General features: G+C 32.0%; 23 protein-coding genes and 1 pseudogene. 16 read left to right on the forward strand and 8 right to left on the reverse strand.

Annotated features, from left to right (window positions below):
* Nucleotides 1-217: 217 nt before the first annotated feature.
* Complete coding sequence (locus IB617_02105) at nt 218-1,972, reverse strand: ABC transporter ATP-binding protein (protein UZE92929.1); 1,755 nt, start codon at nt 1,970-1,972, stop codon at nt 218-220.
* 167 nt (nt 1,973-2,139) lie between these two features.
* On the opposite strand from IB617_02105, the gene IB617_02110 reads away from it, so the two are divergent.
* Nucleotides 2,140-2,712, forward strand: coding sequence for a DNA-3-methyladenine glycosylase (locus tag IB617_02110; protein UZE92930.1), 573 nt, complete (start codon nt 2,140-2,142; stop codon nt 2,710-2,712).
* Nucleotides 2,713-2,778: 66 nt separating this feature from the next.
* On the opposite strand, the gene IB617_02115 is transcribed toward IB617_02110, so the two are convergent.
* Complete coding sequence (locus IB617_02115) at nt 2,779-2,970, reverse strand: hypothetical protein (protein ID UZE92931.1); 192 nt, start codon at nt 2,968-2,970, stop codon at nt 2,779-2,781.
* A 428-nt stretch (nt 2,971-3,398) separates the two neighbouring features.
* Here IB617_02115 and lexA point away from each other — a divergent pair, with 428 nt between their 5' ends.
* The 15 genes and pseudogenes from lexA to IB617_02190 all read left to right on the forward strand — a co-directional run bounded on the left by lexA (nt 3,399) and on the right by IB617_02190 (nt 13,240).
* Nucleotides 3,399-4,013 carry a repressor LexA gene (gene lexA, locus IB617_02120; protein UZE92932.1) on the forward strand — a complete coding sequence of 205 codons (615 nt, stop codon included), beginning with the start codon at nt 3,399-3,401 and terminating at the stop codon, nt 4,011-4,013.
* Between the two features lie 2 nt (nt 4,014-4,015).
* Nucleotides 4,016-4,795 carry a hypothetical protein gene (locus IB617_02125; protein ID UZE92933.1) on the forward strand — a complete coding sequence of 260 codons (780 nt, stop codon included), beginning with the start codon at nt 4,016-4,018 and terminating at the stop codon, nt 4,793-4,795.
* 115 nt (nt 4,796-4,910) lie between these two features.
* Nucleotides 4,911-6,095, forward strand: a complete 1,185-nt coding sequence (locus IB617_02130) for a hypothetical protein (protein UZE92934.1) — start codon at nt 4,911-4,913, stop codon at nt 6,093-6,095.
* Entirely contained in the window at nt 6,092-6,868 is a 777-nt protein-coding gene (locus IB617_02135) for a restriction endonuclease (GenBank protein UZE92935.1), read from the forward strand. Before IB617_02130 ends, IB617_02135 begins: the two co-directional genes overlap by 4 nt.
* A gap of 69 nt (nt 6,869-6,937) precedes the next feature.
* Nucleotides 6,938-7,261, forward strand: coding sequence for a hypothetical protein (locus IB617_02140; GenBank protein UZE92936.1), 324 nt, complete (start codon nt 6,938-6,940; stop codon nt 7,259-7,261).
* 118 nt (nt 7,262-7,379) lie between these two features.
* Complete coding sequence (locus IB617_02145) at nt 7,380-7,856, forward strand: HEPN domain-containing protein (GenBank protein UZE92937.1); 477 nt, start codon at nt 7,380-7,382, stop codon at nt 7,854-7,856.
* Between the two features lie 66 nt (nt 7,857-7,922).
* The gene (locus tag IB617_02150) at nt 7,923-8,309 is read left to right on the forward strand and encodes a hypothetical protein (protein UZE92938.1); all 387 of its coding nucleotides are present in this window, start codon (nt 7,923-7,925) and stop codon (nt 8,307-8,309) included.
* Between the two features lie 130 nt (nt 8,310-8,439).
* Nucleotides 8,440-8,592, forward strand: coding sequence for a hypothetical protein (locus IB617_02155; protein UZE92939.1), 153 nt, complete (start codon nt 8,440-8,442; stop codon nt 8,590-8,592).
* A 120-nt stretch (nt 8,593-8,712) separates the two neighbouring features.
* Nucleotides 8,713-8,964, forward strand: a complete 252-nt coding sequence (locus IB617_02160) for a hypothetical protein (GenBank protein UZE92940.1) — start codon at nt 8,713-8,715, stop codon at nt 8,962-8,964.
* Nucleotides 8,961-9,425, forward strand: a pseudogene (locus IB617_02165) (excalibur calcium-binding domain-containing protein). Before IB617_02160 ends, IB617_02165 begins: the two are co-directional and overlap by 4 nt.
* Nucleotides 9,426-9,742: 317 nt before the next feature.
* Entirely contained in the window at nt 9,743-9,928 is a 186-nt protein-coding gene (locus tag IB617_02170) for a hypothetical protein (GenBank protein UZE92941.1), read from the forward strand.
* Nucleotides 9,929-10,202: 274 nt separating this feature from the next.
* Complete coding sequence (locus tag IB617_02175) at nt 10,203-11,843, forward strand: DUF262 domain-containing protein (GenBank protein UZE92942.1); 1,641 nt, start codon at nt 10,203-10,205, stop codon at nt 11,841-11,843.
* 116 nt (nt 11,844-11,959) lie between these two features.
* Nucleotides 11,960-12,109, forward strand: a complete 150-nt coding sequence (locus tag IB617_02180) for a DUF167 domain-containing protein (protein ID UZE92943.1) — start codon at nt 11,960-11,962, stop codon at nt 12,107-12,109.
* A gap of 259 nt (nt 12,110-12,368) precedes the next feature.
* Complete coding sequence (locus tag IB617_02185; protein UZE92944.1) at nt 12,369-12,869, forward strand: SocA family protein; 501 nt, start codon at nt 12,369-12,371, stop codon at nt 12,867-12,869.
* Nucleotides 12,870-12,874: 5 nt separating this feature from the next.
* Nucleotides 12,875-13,240, forward strand: coding sequence for a hypothetical protein (locus IB617_02190; GenBank protein ID UZE92945.1), 366 nt, complete (start codon nt 12,875-12,877; stop codon nt 13,238-13,240).
* 70 nt (nt 13,241-13,310) lie between these two features.
* On the opposite strand, the gene IB617_02195 is transcribed toward IB617_02190, so the two are convergent.
* From IB617_02195 to IB617_02220, 6 genes are all read right to left on the reverse strand, one after another.
* Nucleotides 13,311-14,267 (reverse strand): tyrosine-type recombinase/integrase, encoded by a 957-nt coding sequence (locus IB617_02195; GenBank protein ID UZE92946.1) that lies wholly within the window; start codon nt 14,265-14,267, stop codon nt 13,311-13,313.
* Nucleotides 14,268-14,492: 225 nt separating this feature from the next.
* A complete protein-coding gene (locus IB617_02200; GenBank protein UZE92947.1) occupies nt 14,493-15,359 on the reverse strand; it encodes a hypothetical protein in 867 nt (288 codons plus the stop codon).
* Nucleotides 15,360-15,525: 166 nt separating this feature from the next.
* On the reverse strand, nt 15,526-17,127 hold the full coding sequence (locus IB617_02205) for an RNA-directed DNA polymerase (GenBank protein ID UZE92948.1): 1,602 nt from the start codon (nt 17,125-17,127) through the stop codon (nt 15,526-15,528).
* Nucleotides 17,128-17,269: 142 nt separating this feature from the next.
* A complete protein-coding gene (locus IB617_02210) occupies nt 17,270-17,683 on the reverse strand; it encodes a hypothetical protein (GenBank protein UZE92949.1) in 414 nt (137 codons plus the stop codon).
* Nucleotides 17,680-19,293, reverse strand: a complete 1,614-nt coding sequence (locus IB617_02215) for a glutamate--tRNA ligase (GenBank protein ID UZE92950.1) — start codon at nt 19,291-19,293, stop codon at nt 17,680-17,682. The genes IB617_02210 and IB617_02215 overlap by 4 nt, the downstream gene beginning before the upstream one ends.
* 27 nt (nt 19,294-19,320) lie before the next feature.
* Nucleotides 19,321-20,448 carry a UDP-N-acetylglucosamine--N-acetylmuramyl-(pentapeptide) pyrophosphoryl-undecaprenol N-acetylglucosamine transferase gene (locus tag IB617_02220; GenBank protein UZE92951.1) on the reverse strand — a complete coding sequence of 376 codons (1,128 nt, stop codon included), beginning with the start codon at nt 20,446-20,448 and terminating at the stop codon, nt 19,321-19,323.

Raw genomic sequence — 20,448 nt, forward strand, 5'->3', positions numbered from 1 at the left:
TGGTTGCGAAGGCAATCAGGAAAATTGGTTGAGATAAATGGAGAAATTTTCTTTAAATGCAACTGTGGATACTTGCATCCGAAAAAGGAAGTTTCAAAAGCTCCAAAAGAGCCGCATCCAAAAAATATGAAACCGTTAGTTAATTCTAACGGTTCAAAAATTTATTTTTACTTCCAAACAATTTGAAACAGGAAAGATTAATAAAGGAAAGAAAAGGTTATTCTAACAATTCTATATCTCGCTCTGTTTCATATTTAAATTGAAGATGCCAGAGATAAGAATAAAGACCTTTCTTTTTCATTAATTCATCATGTGAGCCTGTTTCAGCAATTTGACTTTCCTCTAAGACAATAATTTTGTCAGCTTTCCTGAGTGTTGAAAAACGATGGGCAATAATTAAAACAGTTCTGTTTTTAGCAATTTTCCATAAAGCATTTTGAATTAGAACCTCTGATTCAGAATCCAAATTACTGGTGGCTTCGTCAAAAATAATAATTTTTGGGTTAGTTAAAATCATTCTGGCAATAGCCAAGCGTTGCTTTTGGCCTCCGGAAAGTTTAATTCCTCTTTCACCTACCTGGGTTTTATATTTTAAAGGCAAACTCTCAATAAAGTTATAAAGGTTTGCCATTTTGGTAGCTTTTATAATATCTGTTTTTTTTGCCCGAGGATTACCGTAAGAAATATTAAAACCGATTGTGTTGTTAAAAAGTATTGGTTCTTGAGGGACAATTCCAATAAAAGAACGAAGTTGACTTTTAGTAAAATTACGAATATTAATTCCATCAATTAATATTTTCCCTTTAGTAACGTCATAAAATCGTAATAAAAGACGGATAATGGTTGTTTTTCCGACTCCGGAACGACCTACAAAGGCAATAGAGTTACCAGGTTTAATATATAGATTAATGTTTTTTAAAACACCTTTTTTCCCATCAGGATAATCAAAAGTTACTTCTTCAAGCCTGATTTCTCCCTTAACTTCTTTTATTTTAACTGGCTTTTTAGGGTCTTTAATTAAGATTTCGTTGTCAAGAATTGAAAAATAACGTTGGATATCAGCATAATCTTTGGCAATTTCTCTTAAACTAAACAATAGGTCAAAAAAACGGAGATAAAAACCGGTGGTAAAACTAAAGACCATTACCAGGTCTCCTGTGCTGATTTCACCCATCATCAGTTTCTGCACAACAATCCAAAGAATAGCTAACATGCCCAGGTTGGATAAGATACCAATTGTAATATCCATTAAGCGAAAACTATTTGCATATCCCCAAAGTTTATCTAACCAGTCTTTGAATTCTTTTTTTAAACGTTTTTCTTCTTTTTTCTCTTGAGCGAAAAATTTAACAGTCTCATAGTTTATTAAATTATCAGTAATAATCGCGGAGATTCTGTCTTCAACTTTATTGAATATCTCCCTTTTTCTTATATTAAATTTAATCAAACGCCAACTAATAAAAGTATTACCAACAAAAACTAAAAGCATTAACAAAGCAATAGAAGGTGTGATTTGGATGAAGAAAAACAAAACAACCAGGGAACTGATTACGATTTTAGATACGTGAATGTTTAAGTTATGAAAAAGACTAAAAAAGGCATTATCACCTCTTTTAAAAGCACTAATCAAAGAACCTGTACTTTTATTGACGTGAAAAGCAAAATCTAAATCCTGAACGCGTCTAAAGATTTTAATTCTTGCATCTCTGCCAGCCGGAATAAGAGCTTTATCTCCCAGGTAGAAACTTAAAGTATTTAAAAGATTAGCTCCGATTCTGATACAGGCAAATAAAATGATAAGTTTTAAAAGGAATTGATAGTTTCCCGATGGGATGGCGTCTACCAAAAGTTTGTAAATGTAGGGTGTAAGATTTTGTAATATTGTCGCAATAGTCAACACAAAAACGAAGGCAATAAAGGCCTTTTTGTAATTAAATAAAAACTGATAAAATCTTTTAAATACTTTGAGCATAATTTATATTATACAGTAAAAACCAAATTTGTAAAACTTTAACACTCATGAAAAATTATTTATTCTCTTTTTTTCTTTATATTAACTCATTAAGTGATGTTTTTTTTGATAGAATAAAGTATTACTTTAGCAGTTTCTTTAATAATTAAAGAAACTATCTTAATAGAATGAAAAAGAAAAACAAAAAATTAACCAGAAGTTTTTACACTAAATCGACTTTAGAGGTGGCGAAAAAGCTTTTAGGTAAATACATTGTTAGAAAGGTTGGAAGGAAAAAGCTATCTGGTAAAATTATAGAAATAGAAGCTTATATTGGACCTCAAGATAAAGCCTCCCATGCTTACGGAGGCAAAGTTACTCCTCGCAATAAAGCAGAATATTTAATTGGTGGCCACATTTATATTTATTTGGTTTATGGAATGTATTGGCAGTTAAATATTTCAACATATAAAGCAGGAAAACCAGAATGTGTTTTAATTAGAGCATTAGATTCAAATCTAAAAACTTTAGCCTCAGGTCCCGGAAAACTTTGTCAATATTTAAAATTGGATAAATCATTTTACGGTGAAGACCTAATTAAAAGCAAAAGGATTTGGCTGGAAAATAGGGGAGTAAATATTAAACCATCTCAGATTGTAGCTGCAAAAAGAGTGGGTATTGATTATGCTGGTTCTTATTGGGCAAATAAAAAATGGCGATTTTTACTAAAAGACGATGAATTCCCTAAGTTGAAAAATTAGTGAGGATAGCACTATAACTAAAGCCCCGCAAAATTCTTGCGGGGCTTTATTATTCTGAGTTATCGCCTAATATCTTTGAGGTCCTCGTTGAGTTCTTCGCTTGGCATGACATTCTCTGCAATAAATTGGTCTGTCTGCTGACGGCTCAAATGGAAGTTCGGTTATCTCTTTTCCGCAATCAGCACATTTCCAATTTCCCTGGTACATCTTTCGGTCAGAAAAATCTCTTTTTGGGCGATCTCTAAAGTCGTTGAACATACTAAATTAAGATCGTAAATCCAAGCTTTAAGTTTCAGAACTTAAAGCTTATTTGAACGCTTAGTTAGAATTAAATTAAAAGCGACCTTTTGATTACTAAGCCGTTCTATTTTCCGATCTTTATTTTTAGAAAAGATTGTTTAAATGTTTCGACTTATAATCTGAGTAGAATAATAGCATGTTATTCTAAGCAAGTCAACTTATATTGTACTTTGGCAAATAATGTGTGTAGATGTCAGACTTAATATTGTGCAACATTTATTATTTAATTTTAGATATCCGAGAGTTTTTCTCAGATTTTTTACATTATATTTATAACAGCGGACAATCTATGTTGTGCGACATTAAAACTAGTATTGCCAGAAAATGAGTTATCCACAGATATATTCTTGACACCCGACCAAATGGTCGGTATTATAAGAAGGAATATGAAGAAAAAAAATATTACTAAAAGACAAAAAGAGGTATTACAGATAATTTACGATAATATAAAAGATTTCGGTTTTCCTCCTTCCTTTAGTGAATTAAAAGAAGGGTTGGGTATATCCTCGAATCAATCACTTTTAGATTTTTTTACAGTATTGGAAAGAAAAGACCTGATTATTAGAGAAGAAGGTTCAGCCCGGGGTATTAGAATTCTCAAAAAGGGATACAAAGCAATCAGTGCCAGGCCCTTGGCTCCGATAGTTGGTAGTACTTCAGCAGGTGAGTTTATTGAAGCTATAGAAGAAATTGATGCTTGGATACCTTTATCAAAAGATACAGAAATCATTTCTGATAATGTAATCGTCACAAGAATTATTGGAAACTCAATGATAGGGGCCGGTATCGAAGATGGGGATTTGGTTTTATTCAAAAAAACAAATGAGTTTTCCTCTGGAGATATTGTTTTGGCCCAGACTCCTGATGGCACTACTGTTAAACGATTTATTTCTCAAGACAAACCCCCGTATCAGTTTTTAAAGCCGGAAAATCCTAAATATAAAATTATTCTTTTTACTGATGAAATGGAAATGATTGGTAAAATGATTAAAAAATTATAAATATGTCTAAGAAAATCTGGGAAAATTTTGAAGAGACAAAGTTATATAAAAATTGGGCCAGTTTTCTTCAGGCATTTTTTAGTCCTTATCCTTTAATATTTTTAGTTTTATCAATTCTTTCTATTTGGCTTTCTTTTAAATATAAAGAAAACATGCCATTTTCGGTATTAGTCACCATAATTGCAGCGTTTTTTTCTGGATTGGCTGGTGGTTTTATTAAGGATGAATTCAGTAGCTTAATGTTGGAAAAAAAAGGAAGATCTGCAGTAAGGAATTTAGAATCTATAAATCAGCAAATTTATAAAATACGGGGCTGGATTAAAGAATTTGTAAAAGGTAAAAGAGCTAAAGAAAGCTTAAAAGAAACAGATCGTCATCTAAGTATGGCAGAATTTAACATTCAAGCTGGCATAGAGGACTGGATTGATGTAGTGCCCGAACTGGGTATTTTTTCTAAAATTATAAGAAATCAAGAAACCGCTTTGTTTATAGGAAAGGAAAAGATAGCCTCAATAGAAAGAGAATTATTAAAAGTTAGAGATAATAGAGAGGTAAAAAAGAAACTAGCAGAGCAAAAAAAGCAAATCAGAAATTTAGAAAACACCATCTATAAGTTTAAAAAAGAACGTAGTTCAATAATAAGTAGTTTTTCATTAGTCGCCCCCTATCATTTTAAAAATTTAAATGTAAATGACTTAGAGGAGCAGATAAAATATTTATTAGAACAACTTGCCGAATTACAAAATGAACTGAGGAGACTGGAAGACAAAGAGAAAAAATAAATATTGTGCGGTATCTAAGGATAAACATATAGATAGGTATTTATTCTACTTTGAATTTTTGAAGAAAATAGAGTTATTATAAAAGTAGAATCAATTAGTTTTCGTTTTATGTAATATGGGAGTAAAACAAGCAATTAGACAAAAAAAGCAACTTGGGCAATTTTTGACCAGGAACTCAGACTACATTTTGAGAGATTTAGATAAGTACATTAAAGGTAAAGAAGTTGTTGACCCTTTTGCTGGAGAAGGAGATTTAATGGATTGGGCGAAACGTAATAAAGCAAAAAAAGTAATAGGTTATGATGTTGATGATAAATATGTAAACGGAAAAGATATTTTTTCAAACGATAGTCTTTTAAATCCGTTAGAATATAAGTTTGTTTTAACTAATCCTCCGTATTTAAATATTAACAAAGCGAACAAGAAAACAAAGGATAAATATTTTAGTAAGTCCAAATTTGAAGATTTATATCAGATTTCCCTTTTTTCTATCCTTAATAGTGAAGAAGGAATTGTTATCGTTCCGATAAATTTTTTATCGGCTAGAAATTCAAAAAAAATTAAAAATATATTTTTTGATAAGTTTGAGATAGTAGAAATGAATTATTTTAAACATCAGGTTTTTCCCGATACGACTAATAATGTAATAGCTTTTTATTATAAAAAGAAAAAAAATCCCTTAAGTGATAGATTTTCTATTAAAACTCATATTTACCCAGGGAATAAAATATTTGACATTGAATTAAAAAGGAATTCTTTTTGGAACATACACGGAGATTTTTTGGACATTATTAAAAAGCAAAAAAATAATTTAGGAATTTCTAGATTAGTCGAGAGAGATGTTTGCAGAAAAAGAGGTCAAGTAGAAATACCGGCTGCATACAACCACATAGAAAGCATTAAGAGAGTAAAAGTTTCTGAAGACCTTTATAATGCAATAAAATCAAATATAATTTTATTAAAAGCAATTGATAGCGGAACAGATAGTGGCAAGATTTCTCTTGAAGATATAAGAAAGTACGGCGTTAAATGCTTAGTAAGTAAAGAATCATCACGGCATATGATTTATCTCATTTTTAAAGAGAAAATTTCTATTACAGAACAAAAAAGAATTATAAATATTTTTAATCAAGAACTGAATAGAATGAGAGACAAATATTTATCACTTTTTCTGACTAATTATCGAGACAATGATCGAAAAAGAATATCTTTCGATTTTGTTTACAAATTTATAAATTATATATATTTTAATAAAGTTAATCCTGAAAATAATCAAAAATTGTTATTTCAGACAAAATGAATAAATGGGTTAAAAAAAGCATAAATTTAGCTAATTCTCGGGGATATCTCGATAGACTTTTTGAGGTCTATCCTATTGAAATGGGAGCAATTAGAGGCTTACCTAAAGGAACAAAAGCAAAGGTTAAGAATGTGCTTAAGACTAAAAATAAATTACATTTAATAGAAACTCTTTTAAAATTATCTAAATTTCCAATAGACGATCCCTATATTGCTTCTTTGAGAAGACACCCCCACTTATTAAAGAAAAACCCTAAAACAATCAAAAGAATTGGCAAAAGATTATTGTCGATGGGTTTGGGTACTATATTAAAGTTAGTCGCTAAACCAAAATCACCATCAAGGCAGCTTGGTCATAGTTTTAAAAATTGGTTGTTAACAAAAAAATATCCATTTCTAAAAGAGAATGAATTTAAAGAAACCAATAAAGTAGCATTTTTAGAGGGAAGTGATAAAAAATTAAAAGAGTTCGTCATTAATGAGTTAAAAATTAGAAGTTTAAAAAGAAGACCAGACTTTATATTGAAAACAAAGAATAAATTTATCCTTGGAGAAGCTAAATTTTTAACTGATTATGGTGGAACACAAAATAACCAGTTTGATGGAGCTTTAACAATGACAAAAATCAAAAGAGATAAAATTATAGGCATTGCTGTATTAGATGGTATTGCGTGGTTTAAAAGTAATTCTTATATGTATAAAACGCTAAACAAGTTGAATAGAATAGCAATAAGTGCGTTATTGTTGGAAGAATTTATTAAAAAGGGACCATGAGAATATTTATTTTGACTAAAGCAAAAAACCCCTCGTTGGGTATTTTTTTAACGCTTGACAAACATCATTATGATGCAGCATATGAATGAAAATAATATAACATCCGGCTATAATGCAGTAAAAAGATTAGCGAGAGAACATTCAGGCTGGCTTCCAATAGTTGAAGCTTGTTTAGAAGAGGCGAAAATTACAAGGGGTGAATTTGCTGGAGCTTGGGTATTGAAGCAAGCCAAGAAAAAGGGAATAAATTGGTTTCCAAATTTGAGGTTACTTGTTGGTTATGGGATTTTAAAGCATGAAGATACTACGCGAGGTGGTAGAAGGGCATATTATATAATTCCCGATCCAGAAGGAGTAGCAAGAGCATTACAAGAAATAAGAAAAAAGATTTAATCTTTTAAAAGTTGAAAGATTATTAATTCAGTTGTAGTGAAATTGCCGAGACATTCGTGAAACTTACCAAAGAACAAAGTTTTAGTTTTTGGGAGTAAAAAGTTAAAACAAGTTTTTTATGACCAAGGAAGATTTTGAGAAAATTAAAGAATTAGAAGATAAAGCTCGCAAAATAGAGAGCGAGGCTAAAAGATTAAAAGGCAGTGGAGAATATGATTTGAGTGTAAGGCGCTCGCAAGAAGCTTTTGAACTTTATTTAAAATTTATTTTTACAGTTTTAGACAAAGAAGTACGTGAAATTTGGGGTCATGAATTAAGCAGTTTAATTGATAAAGAAACGGAGGCTATCAAGAAAATTTTAAAAGAATATCTCAATTTTTCGGAAAGCTATATTGATGAAATAATGGCCCGTATCAAATTAGGAAGCCTCACTTTAAACTTATGGCGAAATTTAGCTTTTTACGGTGATGAAAAACTTAAAAAGTATAAGTTTTTTAAACAGAAAGAGGCCGAGCTTGCGTTAGAATATGTCTCTGAATTATCTACATTGAGTGCATGGATAAAAAATTATTTCAATAATAAATTTTATTCATGATCACCTGTTTCATTATCCAAAAATCGCAACTTGATTGCGTGCATCGGCTGAATTTTACTTAAATATATGACTACAAAATTTTGTACAGGCTGTAATAAAGAAAAGGAGATTATTAAAACTGTCAAAGAAAAAAATACAACCACTCATTTTTTGTCTTGTGGCCATAAATTTGTTGAAGTTGTTTTGCAAGATTCTGTGAATGTTAAATCATCTATTCAAATGAGAATGAAGAGAGGAGAAAAAAGCTGGAATTATATTTATTATACCTTCAGTGTTTTATTAGCAGTTTTTTCTTTCATAATTGGTATTGGTAATATTTGGTGGGTTTATAAAGTCTTTATCTTTATAATAGGAGCATTCTTTTTATATTGGTTATGTTTTTGCAGCGCTTGGTTTCAAAACAAAATTATTGGTTTTAAGATAAAATTAGAAAATACATGGAGAAAATTATAAAATTTAACTTAGCTCACAAAAATTGCTAATTTAGTCTACCAATCTCACGAAGCCTGCAAAAAAGCAAAGGAATTATTGGATGAAGCTAAACAAAAGGTCGATTGAGTATATTAAATAATTAAAAAATAAAATGCCATTTACAAAAGCCAACCTTTATAAAGATGCAGTAGCTTTGGCAAAAGAGCTTTTTAGGAATGGGGAGGCCTCGAAGTTTGGATCTCTCGAAAGCATTATCAAAGAAATTTTCGAGACATTAAAAGAAATAAACGAAGAAATAGAGTAATTAATACTGTGCAACATTTAATTTTTAATAGAAACCGTTAGGGTAGACAACTAACGTTTTTTTATTTTTATTGACCTTTTTTAGAAATAGAGCTATTTTGAAGGTGGATAAATTTAATCTATGAAAGAAAAAATTAAGAAAATTTTAAAATTGGGGTTTATTTCTACTTTGATGTGTTTAGGCTTAGTCTTTCTTATCGCTATTATTTCGCCAGACTCTTCTCTGCTTGAAGAAAAACTTCCTGCTTCAATTCACGAAGGCATAGAGAAGGAACAACCTCCCCTCAATCACAAAAGGAATCTCAAAAGGAAAAATCTGAATCTCAACCCCAACCCGAACCTGAGCTCGAACCAGAACCTTGTGCTAATATAACTTGTCTTTCTTGTAAGTATTGTGATTCTGGAATTTGCGTTAATTATTGTAAGGGCGATGACACTAGTTGTGGTTGCAATTCTTGTATTAACTGCAATAGCTCGGATGGTTGGGTAACTAGAGGTTCTTCGTATTCTTGCTGTGAGGGAAACAAGAAATGTGTCTGTCAAAACCAAGAATACCGTGATTACTACTGTTTGGGAAATTCTTGCACCTATTTAATAACAAATAACAGAACTAACAAAACTAACTGTTATGAGTGTGCTTCTTATCAGTATTGTTCAGGAGGAACCTGTTATACCGAATCTCAGGAAGAGATAATATGTTCTTACGATGCCTATAACTGTTCTAATTTCTCTACTCACGCAGAAGCTCAGAATATATTCGAATATTGTGGCGGAGTTAGTAATGATATCCACTATCTTGACGGAGATAACGATGGAATAGCCTGTGAAAGTCTAATTTCCAGCCCCACATCTCCTCCCGAATCTTCTTCTCCTAACTCATCCATAATTTGTTCCTATAATGCATATAATTGCTCACAGTTTTCTACTCACGAAGAAGCTCAATCAGTTTTTGAATACTGTGGAGGAGTAAGTAATGACATTCATCGGCTTGATGGAGATAATGATGGAATAGCTTGTGAAAGTTTACCTTAAAATGGAAAGTTTCTAATTTTTAATTAAAAAACCCATCGTTGAGCAATTAATGTCGGACGAGGCATAAAAAGAGAAACAAGACTGAAGAATATTGAAAATCATAAAATTAAATAACTATTATGGCTACTCTTTTTAAAGTTGATACTTGGGAATTTATAAAAGAACTCGTTAAGAGCACGTGGTTTGCCTTGTGGTATTTTTTTATTAAGCCATTCTGGTGGCTTTTTTTGATTATAATTTTGGTGGGAGTTCTAAAAAGATGGCTTCCAGACATTATTAATAAACTAAAAAGTAAAGTAAAATAAACCAATGTCGAACAAGGTATCTTGTCCGAATATAGAAAAAGTCGAAGAATTAATTTAGTAGAAGATATTGGTGGAGTTCAGATTTTAAACGTGAAGGTTTGATTAAAGTCGGATTACGTTCTAGATTAAGAAAATAACGTCTAAAGATAAATAGAAAAAGCTCATCGTTGGACGATTTTTTATTCCTTGAGTTTTTCAAAAAATCAGTCTATTCTGAAAGTAGAAAGATATTTTTTAGAAAAAATAGTAAAAAAAATAATGAGTTTCTTAAAACATGGCTATTATCGCTCCAAAACCCAAATCTCTTAAGGAATTAATTCGAGATAAGTACTATCGGGTACCACTATATCAAAGATCCTATGATTGGGAAATCGATAAGGTATCTGTACTTTGGGATGATGTATATAAAAACGCTCCCGGTTATTTTTTAGGTATAGTTCTTTTTAAACCTGGGTCAGAATCCGACCTACACCCTGTTAAATTTGAGATTGTGGATGGTCAACAACGATTGGCTACTCTTCTATTGCTTCTACGTGCTGCTGTTGAGACACTTGAACAAGCGGGGTCTAAAGATATAGCACATGAATTTCAGAGGGATTACATTAACCAAAAGTCAGCTGGGGAGAAAGAATCACGAATGACATTAATTTTAAATAAACGCGATAAAGATAAATTTGAGCATCTTTTACTTGGCGAGCAATTTCGAATTAAAAAGAAATTGTCTTCGTGGAAAAATTTAGACAAAGCAATCCAATTTTTTCGCGAAAAATTCGGCAATCTTATTAAGGAGCAAGGTAAAGATGGCATAATTAATTTTATAAACAGAAGAATTTTGAAACTTTCATTTACCGAAATACTTTTGGGTACCGACAGCGATGTTTATCAATTTTTTGAGACATTGAATGATAGAGGAATGGATCTATCTATTGCTGATTTAGTAAAAAATCGTGTTTGTGCAGAGGCGTCCAAGCAGAAAGCTGATGTAGAAGAAAGTGCTCTGACGATAGATAAAATTTCAGAGGAGCTTGGTTCGGGTAAATTAAAAGGGTTTCTCCTTCATTATTGTTGGGCTAATGACGAAGGGAAAGAGCCTACACCTAGGAAGAAACTCATGGTTTGGTACGGTAATCGAGTTAGTAAGGCCGATAAAATTAACAACTTTTTAGACCATTTAGAAACATATGCTCTACAGTACTATATCAATTTTGTGAAACCAAATAAGTGTACCGATTCGAAAAAAAGAACGGCATTTACTTATTTAGATGCTTTGGGAGCAACACGTTGTTATCCTTTACTTTTGACGGGGGAAGAATCTCTAAAGAAAAAAGATTTTCTTAGCTTGTGCAATGCGATTGAGATCTTAACATTTCGCCATAGCACCATTCTGAAAAGGGACGCGAAAGTCCTTGAGGGTGTTTTCTTTAACATGATAAGAAATCTTAGAAAACGAAAACCCATTAAGGAAATCTTAGAAATTTTCAAAAGACAAAATGCCATGAAAGCTGACGAACAATTTAAGTTGGCTTTCGCTGAATTTATACCAGCAAATCATAAAATAGCCAGGTATACCCTTTCAAAAATTGAAGAAGTTATGATTGGTAAAAAGCAAGCACCTCTTTCTTGGGACAACCTTACGCTCGAACATATATTGGCAGAAAAACTCGATTGGGAAGGACGAGAGGAATATCTAGAACGGTTGGGTAATTTAACTTTATTGTCACCTGGGATGAACATTGATGCTGCCAATGAACCTTTTAAAGAGAAGCGTAAACGGGTTTATAAAGTGGAAAAGCGCATTAAAATCACCAAAGACTTGACTAGTTTTCCTGATTTTACGAAAGATACAGTTATTTCACGCCAAAAAGATTTCGCTAAGCTTGCAATTAAAATTTGGAATTCTAAGAGAATATCATAAAAAACCGTTTAGGCCGTCATTAGACTACAATTCTTATTAACGTCGCACAATACACCTTGTGAGACCATCTTCTCATAAGGTATAAAAACCGTCATCAGTTAATAAAAAATGATTTTATGCTGATTAAAGTTAAGGTTTTCCCGGCCTCAAAAGAAGAAAAAATAATAAAAAAGAAGGAGGATAGCTTTGAGATTAGGGTTAAAGAAAAACCCATCAGGGGAGAGGCAAATAGAGCAGTAATTGATGTTTTATCCAATTTTTTTTAATGTTCCAAAAGATAAAATTAAATTAATAAAAGGATTTAAACAAAGAAATAAAATCTTTGAAATAGCTATATAATGCTATGTTAAGAATCGTTGGAGTGGGCGACTAACGGTTTTTTATTTACATTGGCCTTTTTCAACTTCACAGTACTCAAGGAAATCGGGGATATGTTTTAAAATTGGCTTGTCAGATTTTTTTCCTTTGTTGGTTTAAACAGATATTCTTGACAAAAGTTTTTTATGTTATAGTAAAAAAAGAGGTATGAATAGAAAGAAATATAAGGTAATCTTGCATTACATCATTAAAGAATGCGGGAGTAAGCCTAATTTTGGAAAAACAGTCTTGTGGAAGCTTTTGTATTTTGCAGATTTTGACTTTTACGAGCTTTATGAGAAGCATCTTATTGGTGAGAAATATAAGAACATAAAGTATGGTCCAGCTCCTGTGCGTTTTAATAAAATAATAGGAGAACTAAAATCGGAGAAAAAGGTTAAAGAAGTAAAAGAAAAAATTGGACGCTATGATAAAAAAAGATATATTGCATTAGAGGAACCCAATTTAGAAGTCCTTTCAGGTAATGAAAAAGAGTTGCTTGACAACATGATAAAGAGATATGGGTCTTACAATGCTTCTCAAATAGAGGAAGTCTCGCATAAGGATATTCCGGTAAGAGCCACTGGAAGGGGAGAGCTAATTGAGTATGAACTTGTTTTCTATCGTGAGCCTCCGTTCAGTATTCGTTCTTATGAAAAAAAGGAGTAAGAGATATGAAGATAGAGCAAGTTGATGAATTCAATAAGGATGTTAAAAAATTAGAAAAGAAATTCCGCACGATACGAGCAGATTTAGAGAACTTCAAAAAAATTTTAATTATCAACCCAGAGAAATTAGTAGGAGCTATCCCTGTACATTATCAAGAAGTTAAAATAAATCCAAAAGTAAAGGTATATAAAGCAAAAAAATTTAGATGTAGGTATCTAAAAGGTAGAGGTTGTTTCAGCGGCATAAGAGTTATATACGGTTTCTGGTGGGCTGTTCAAAAAATTACTTTATTAGAAATTTATTATAAAAAGAAGAGGAAAAAGGATTGTGATTTAGAAAGGCTAAAATATTACTTTGGAGTACAAACATAAACTCAATTAATATTGTGCGACATTTAATAAGTGAGAGAAAACCATTAGGGTAGGCAGCTAACGGTTTTTTTTATTCCTTCAGATTTTTACCACTGTGGAATTTACGATGAATGTCTCGAAGCCGCTTGCTTGTTACGTGAGTATATATTTGGGTTGTGACAATGTTTTTGTGGCCCAAAAATTCTTGGATGGTTCTTAAATCAACGCCTTGGGTTAGGAGATCGGTTGCCATACTGTGGCGGAGAGTGTGGGGAGTAGTAAATATAGGGATACCGGCTAAGATTGCATATTTTTTAACGATTCTTTCTATAGAACGAGACGTTAAGCGGGCGTCTGCACCCCTTTTAGATCTATAGTTGATAAATAGGGCTTTTTCTTTGTCTTTTCTTGTTTCCAAATATTTTTTAAGCCAAGACAAAGCTCTTTCTGAAAAATAGACTGTTCGGGGATGACCTCCTTTACCAATAACACTGAGCTCCAACCCTTTTTTGTTTTCTATATTGGCAAATTGTTCTTTATTGAGGGCCACTAATTCAGCTATTCTTAAGCCAGTTGAGAAAAGTGCTTCCAAAATAGCCTTATTTCTTAAACCAATAGGGCTTTTGGTGCCAGGAGCTAGTAAAAGTCTCTCAACTTGCTCTAAACTGAGGAATTTGACTGTTTTTCCCTTTTTAGCGTCCTTTGGGAGCTTTATTTTATCAGCAGGCAATGAAACTATATCTTTGGCTGTGAAATAGCTTAGGAGGGCTCTCAGGGCGATTAGATAGTAGTTCTGGGTTATTTTCTTCAGGGGTTTACCCTTATAATGCTTAAATCTTGATAAATAGAGCCGGTAGTCCCAAATATCGTCTGTAGTCAGTTGGTGGGGCCTTAAATCCTCTTTTTTTGCCCTTTTTAGCCAGGAGACGAACTTCTGGAGGTAGCGCTGATAATTTTCCTGTGTTTTATTAGATAATCCTTTTTCTACTTCACAATAATCCAGAAAGTCGGGGATATGTTTTATAATTGGTGTCTTTGATTTTTTCATAAATTATTTTTTATATTTTTACCTATTCTCTAAGAGTAAAAATTGAGTATTTGGGGGAGAGGTTCTAATGGAACCCTTTTGTCATATATATTAAATGTCGCTTAACCTACATTGTGCGACATTATATCTATATATATTGTACCGTGTCAAAACACGGTGTCAAGTACTCCCCTATAAGGTATTTACATGAAAAAACTATCTCTTACTAGATAGCTTTTATTTTTACTATTTTTCTTCTTGTTTATTAAAAAGCTCTGCTTGTAACTTTTGTACCTCAAAAACATCAAGAAGTGTTACCTTTAAATTCTCATCAATATGAGCCTTACACTTCACTTTTACGGGTCCCTTATAGAGAAAATATGGATATAATTCTTCTGGATTTTCATTAGCAAAACGATAAGTAACTCTTGTTCCGTCATTTAAAATAAAGAATCCTTTATTTGTTGATTTGGTTAAAGAGTTAAAGGCTCCAACTAACCAGAGCTCTTTTGTCTTTGTTATTGAAACAGTCTCTGTGTCAAAATATATTTTTTCATCAAAGGTTATTTTTTCTTTCAACTCCTTTTTTTTATGGATTACCTTAATTTCTGCCGAATCTACCCTACCCTTCTCCAGTGGTTTAGCAATTTTTGCAAGATCGGGGTCTAAAATACGTTCTTTAAATAACTGGAACACATCCACAGGGATTTCTATTGTTACATTTTTACTGTTTTTAACCGATATTAGAGTATTATCAGCCCCTGTTATTTTTTCAGTATATGGTTGGTTTCCAGTATGTTTCTTTAATTGAATAACACCTAGAATAATAGTAACTACAGTAAAAGCACCTCCCCCCAGCATTGCGCTTATAGCTTGTATTTGGTCTGAGTGTGCGCCAATCCATTCCCATGCCTCTAATAATATATCAAATGAGCCCCCTTCTACACCAACAATTCTTAATTTATGTTCTGAAGTAAATCCTTTATTACTAACGACCTTTCCATACGCGCTCGCAAATCCCTGAAGAACCGGTATTATGTCTTCAATTGACATCGTTCCATCGTCAACATCTTTTCCGGTATATTTTAAAGTTACCCTAAGTGACTCTTTCATATTTTTATTATAGCAAATTATTTTGATTAGTTCCCTATCCTAATAGCTCTACATAGGCTATTAAACGTCGCACAATATTAAGTCTGATATCTGCACACATTATTTACCTAATAATGCCTAATATGCCTTGTACGATACTTATACAACTTAAATACCAAATTCGCTTTTATCTTACCCTGTAGAAATAAATAATTTCGAATTTTTCTTCTCCAAGAGTTTCAATTTTAATACGATCATAGGGACGGAAATACATTGCTTTTTGTAAATTCTTTATATAATTCACAAAAGACTTTGGCCATATCCTTTTTCGAACACTTCTATAAAAATCATTTCTTGATGCTAAGCCTAATTCTTGAACCGCCAAAGCGATACTCTTTCTAATTTCATTTTTTTCAGCTGAATTAAATTCATCTATTAAGAGTTCTCTATCCGTATTTCTACCATATTGCCCTACTAATAAACAATATAATGATCTAACGGCCCAATTCCGATTTTTATCTAAAAATCTTCTGGATAGCTTTTTTAACAAATTTCTATTAACAGTTATCTTCATTTTTAGTAAAGCTCTCAAAACATGAAGCTCTTGCCACTCATAAATATTGTCTTTAGAGAATAAAAACTTTATCAGAAACTCTTTTATTCTTTGACTTCGTGGAAACAAAGTAAGAAAGCTACAAAAATCTTTGGAGTGATGCGGCTTTTTGGTAAAATTATCAAGTATCAAATCAATAGCAATTTTTTCATTAAAATCAATCCCGCTAGATTTTAATATTGATAAACGAAAAATACCAAAATTTAAATGACGTCTTTGAAAAGGATTTTTATCAGAAAATCCTCCTTTAAAAATATCCTTTAGGAGAATTGATTTAATTGCCTGAATCTTAGAAAACTCCTGAGACTCGAGAGCTTCTTGAATTGAATCTAAAATCGCCTTCTTGGGATCGAATAACTCTTTCTCAATCTCAAGGTTTCGAAGTATCCTTGTTTTTTTAGCATTTATATTGAGTTTATATTTTCTTAGCGATTTCACTATTTTAATTAATGCTTTTTTAGCTTTAATTTCTGATTTACAAAAAACTCTAATATCATCCATGTAACGGAAATAACTAGGCTCTGATTCCATTTCTCTATCAAAATTATCTAAATATATATCGCCTAAAAACGAAGAGGCTGTAGGTCCCTGCGGCAATCCAAAATTTTCTACTCGTCTAGAGCTCCAAGGTAATAAAATTTTATTATGGAGAAAATCTATTACTTCTGTAGTATTTTTATCTCTTTTGTCTATATAGTTTATCAGTTTTTTTCGTAGCTCGCGAAGGTCTATATTTTCGAAATAGCCTGAGATATCTGTTATTACTACATATAAATTACCAGATTTATACAAATCACGACTTTTATCATCAAATTTCTTCCAAGCATTAACTCGTCTTCTCCTTGGATCTCTAAAATTTAACATACTATAGCTTCGTCTGCTTGTTTTCCTAATAATTTTGGGGACTAAATAATTGATAACGGCTTGATAGGCAATCCAGTCAGTAATTTCCGGCCTTGCCATAGGTCTTATCGTAAAATTGCTTTTGGGCACATCTATCATTAATAAAGGTTCAACTGAATATTTCCCATTTTTTATTTTTTCTTTAATTTCTTTAAAGATTAACTTTTTATCTAAAGTAACATATGAAAATCTTAAAGGATCAGGAGTAGGGTTATTACCCCTTCTATCGTCTCTTAATATAGATTTGAAAGCATTTTCTAAATCTAATTTCATAATTTGACACACAAGATACCTTGTTTGGCATTATTCCTATTTAACCTTACCTCGCTTTTTTCATTTTTTCAATATAGATTATACGGCAGTAACCAAAAAATCGCCCCTTCGACGATTTTTTAATTATTTTTTTAATATTTTATTACTCCCACAAGTCTTTGAGTCTTTCCCAGAGAGATTTGGTAACCTCTGGTAATTCTTCTTTCATTTCTTGTTTTTCTTTTTCAAATTCTTGTTCAATTATTGGTTTTCTTTTTTCATATTCTCCTTTAAATCGTGGTATTACTTCATTCTGGAAAAAATCTTTAATCTTTGACCAAATATTAACTTCAAACCAATCATACATTTTCTGCCAGACAGGCAAAATATCCTCTTTCCAAATTCTTTCCAAGATGTCTGGTAAATTTCTTTTACCGGTTTCAAGTGCTTTTTCCCCCATTTCTTTTGCTTCTTCCAGATTTTCTGGAACTTGAATGGTTTGTTGAGCAAAAGATAGATTTGCTAAAGCAAAAGCAAAAATTATAAGGATTATTAAAATTTTTGTTGTTTTTATCATAGTAATCTTCTAGCCTCCTTAACTCTTTTTAATGTTTTTTCTTTTCCTAAGATTTCAGCTATTTCAAAAGGACCTGCTGAATCTTTTTTACCTGTTAAAGCTACTCTGAGGGGCCATAAAAGATATCCCCTATCCCCTGCCTTCGCTAAAGCTTCGGCGGGCGGGCCTACCTTTTTTATCTTTTTTCCAAATTTTTCTGCTTCTTGTAATAGAGTCTCTGACAGATTATTTTTAGTGAAATTCTCCTCTTTTATTTTATACAATAATTTATTTAATATGTCAAGAGAGGTTTTCACTTCTCTATTTGACATTTCTTTCCACCTTAACAAATCTTTGTTATATTCGATTTTACTCTTAAAGAAAAAATCAGTTAAGATAGAGACCTCCGAGAGTTTCTTTAATCTTTCTTGATAAATTGAAACAATTTGTTGAATTTTAGCCAAACTTATTTCTTCTCCGGTTTCAGCTACTTTATATTTTTGAAGAATTTCTTTTCCGCCGTAAGCTGGCGGATATTGTTTCTCTGCAAAAAAAGGTCTGATTAGTCCTTCTTTGATAAAATATGGAAGGCAGAGCTCTGTTAATTTTTCAATTGATTTTTGTCGGATATAAAATCCGTTTAAAAAATTCAATCTTTTAGTATTAAAAACAGCTCCTGATTTCTGAACTTTTTCCAGCGAGAATTCTTTAATTAAAGAGTTTATTGAATAGATTTCCCTTTCAGTTCCAGGGTTCCATCCCAAAAGAGCCATAAAATTAACAACGGCTTCAGGTAAATAGCCCTGTTCTTTGTAATCTGAAACAGAAACTGCCCCGTGTCTCTTTGAGAGTTTGCTGCGGTCAGGTCCTAAAATTAAGGGCAAGTGAGCATATTTTGGATGAGGAAAATTCAGTGCTTCTTGTATTAAAATTTGTTTTGGAGTATTAGGAATATGGTCTTCTCCCCTGATTACATGGGAAATTTGCATTTCATAATCGTCAACAACACAAGCAAAATTATACAAAGGAGTAGAAAAGTCTTTTGCAATAATGATATCCCCTATTAAAAAAGCATCAAATTCTATTTTGCCTCTGATTAAATCTTCAAACTCAACTTTTTTTGGTGGGACTCTAAACCTTATAACAAAAGGTTTTTTTTCTGCCAAATATTTTTCAATTAATTCTTTTGGCAAATGGGCGCATTTTCCCGGATAGCGTGATGGCTCCCCTATTGATAATTGATATTCTCTATGGTTCTTTAGTTCTTCTTCAGGACAGAAACAGTAGTAAGCTTTATCTTCCTTTAATAATTTTTTTAAATATTTTGCATAAATTTTCTTTCTTTCAGATTGGCGGTAAGGTCCATAATTTCCACCGACATCAGGTCCTTCATCAGGTTGGATCCATAACCAGTTTAAGCTTTCAATCATATTTTTTTCATATTCAGGTTTTGAACGTTCTTTGTCTGTGTCTTCAATCCTTATAATGAAAACACCTTGATATTTTTTAGCAAAAAGATAGTTAAAGAGAGCGACTCTTGCTACACCAATATGCAAAAGGCCGGTAGGAGAAGGAGCTATTCTTACTCTTACTTCACCTGCTTTTATAAATTTGAATTCTTCAGGGTTCATCAATTTTATTTTTAAATAATGAGAAAATTAATACAAGTTTAAATAACTTAGTAAATAGCCTGCTATAGTTTTTGCTGCTAAAGGTTTTGAAAATTCTTTAGCAGCTTTTTTCATCTTTTTTAATTCCTCAGGTTGAGAAAAGAGATGTTTTAATTTTTCTAAGAAAAAACGAGGAGTAAAGTTTTCTTCTTCTAATACCATAGCTGCCCCATTTGCGGCATAGGTATAGGCATTTTTTAACTGATGGCCCTGGGCAGATTCGGGCAAAGGAACTAAAATAGATGGCTTTCCAAGAGCCGCTATTTCAAAAATGCTTCCTGAACCTGCTCTGGAAACTACCAAATCACAAACGGCATAAGCTTTTTTTAACTCTTCTTCTTTTAGAAAGGGAAAAAGATGGTAATACTTTTCTAAGTCTTTATTCATCATTACTTTTGCTTCAGCTTTTACTTGTTTAAAATTTTTTTCTCCACACTGGTGAATTAGCTCAAACTCTTTTAAAAAAACAGGTAGAATTTCTAAGATTTTATCGTTTATTCTTTGAGCCCCTTGAGAACCGCCCAAAACTAAAATGAGAGGTTTTTCCCCGCTTAATTTAAAGAATTCCTTTCCTTCTTTTTTTGAACCCTCCAAAAGCTCTCTCCTTATGGGATTTCCCACTAAAAGCATTCTTCTTTCGGAAAAATAAGGGGTTTTAGGGAAGGAAATAAAGAGCTCTACGGAGAGTCCAGCTAAAAATCTATTTGCAAGACCCGGTATTGCGTCAGCTTCATGTAAAAATATTGGTACTCTAAGAATCCACCCGGCGATAATGCTTGGAATTGAACCGAAACCTCCTTTTGAGAATATTAAGTCAGGAGCCAAAAAGAAAATATAGAAAAAAGATTGTAGAATTCCAACAGGGATTTTAAAGAAAATGTCAATGAGGTTCTGGAAAAAAGCTTTAAAATCAAAATACCTTCTCATTTTTCCAGCCAATACCTGTTTTACCTTTATGTCTTCTTGAGAAAGTAAAAGCTTGCTAAACTCATCTTTTGGCCCGATATAATGAAAATCTAATTTCTTTTTTGGAGAGAATTTTCTAATTTCTCTAACAACAGCAATTATTGGGAAAACATGGCCTCCGGTGCCACCGCCGGTAAAAAGTATTTTCAT

Source organism: Candidatus Nealsonbacteria bacterium, from assembly GCA_026016225.1.
In the GTDB taxonomy this organism is placed as follows: domain Bacteria; phylum Patescibacteriota; class Minisyncoccia; order Minisyncoccales; family JANBVM01; genus Nealson33H.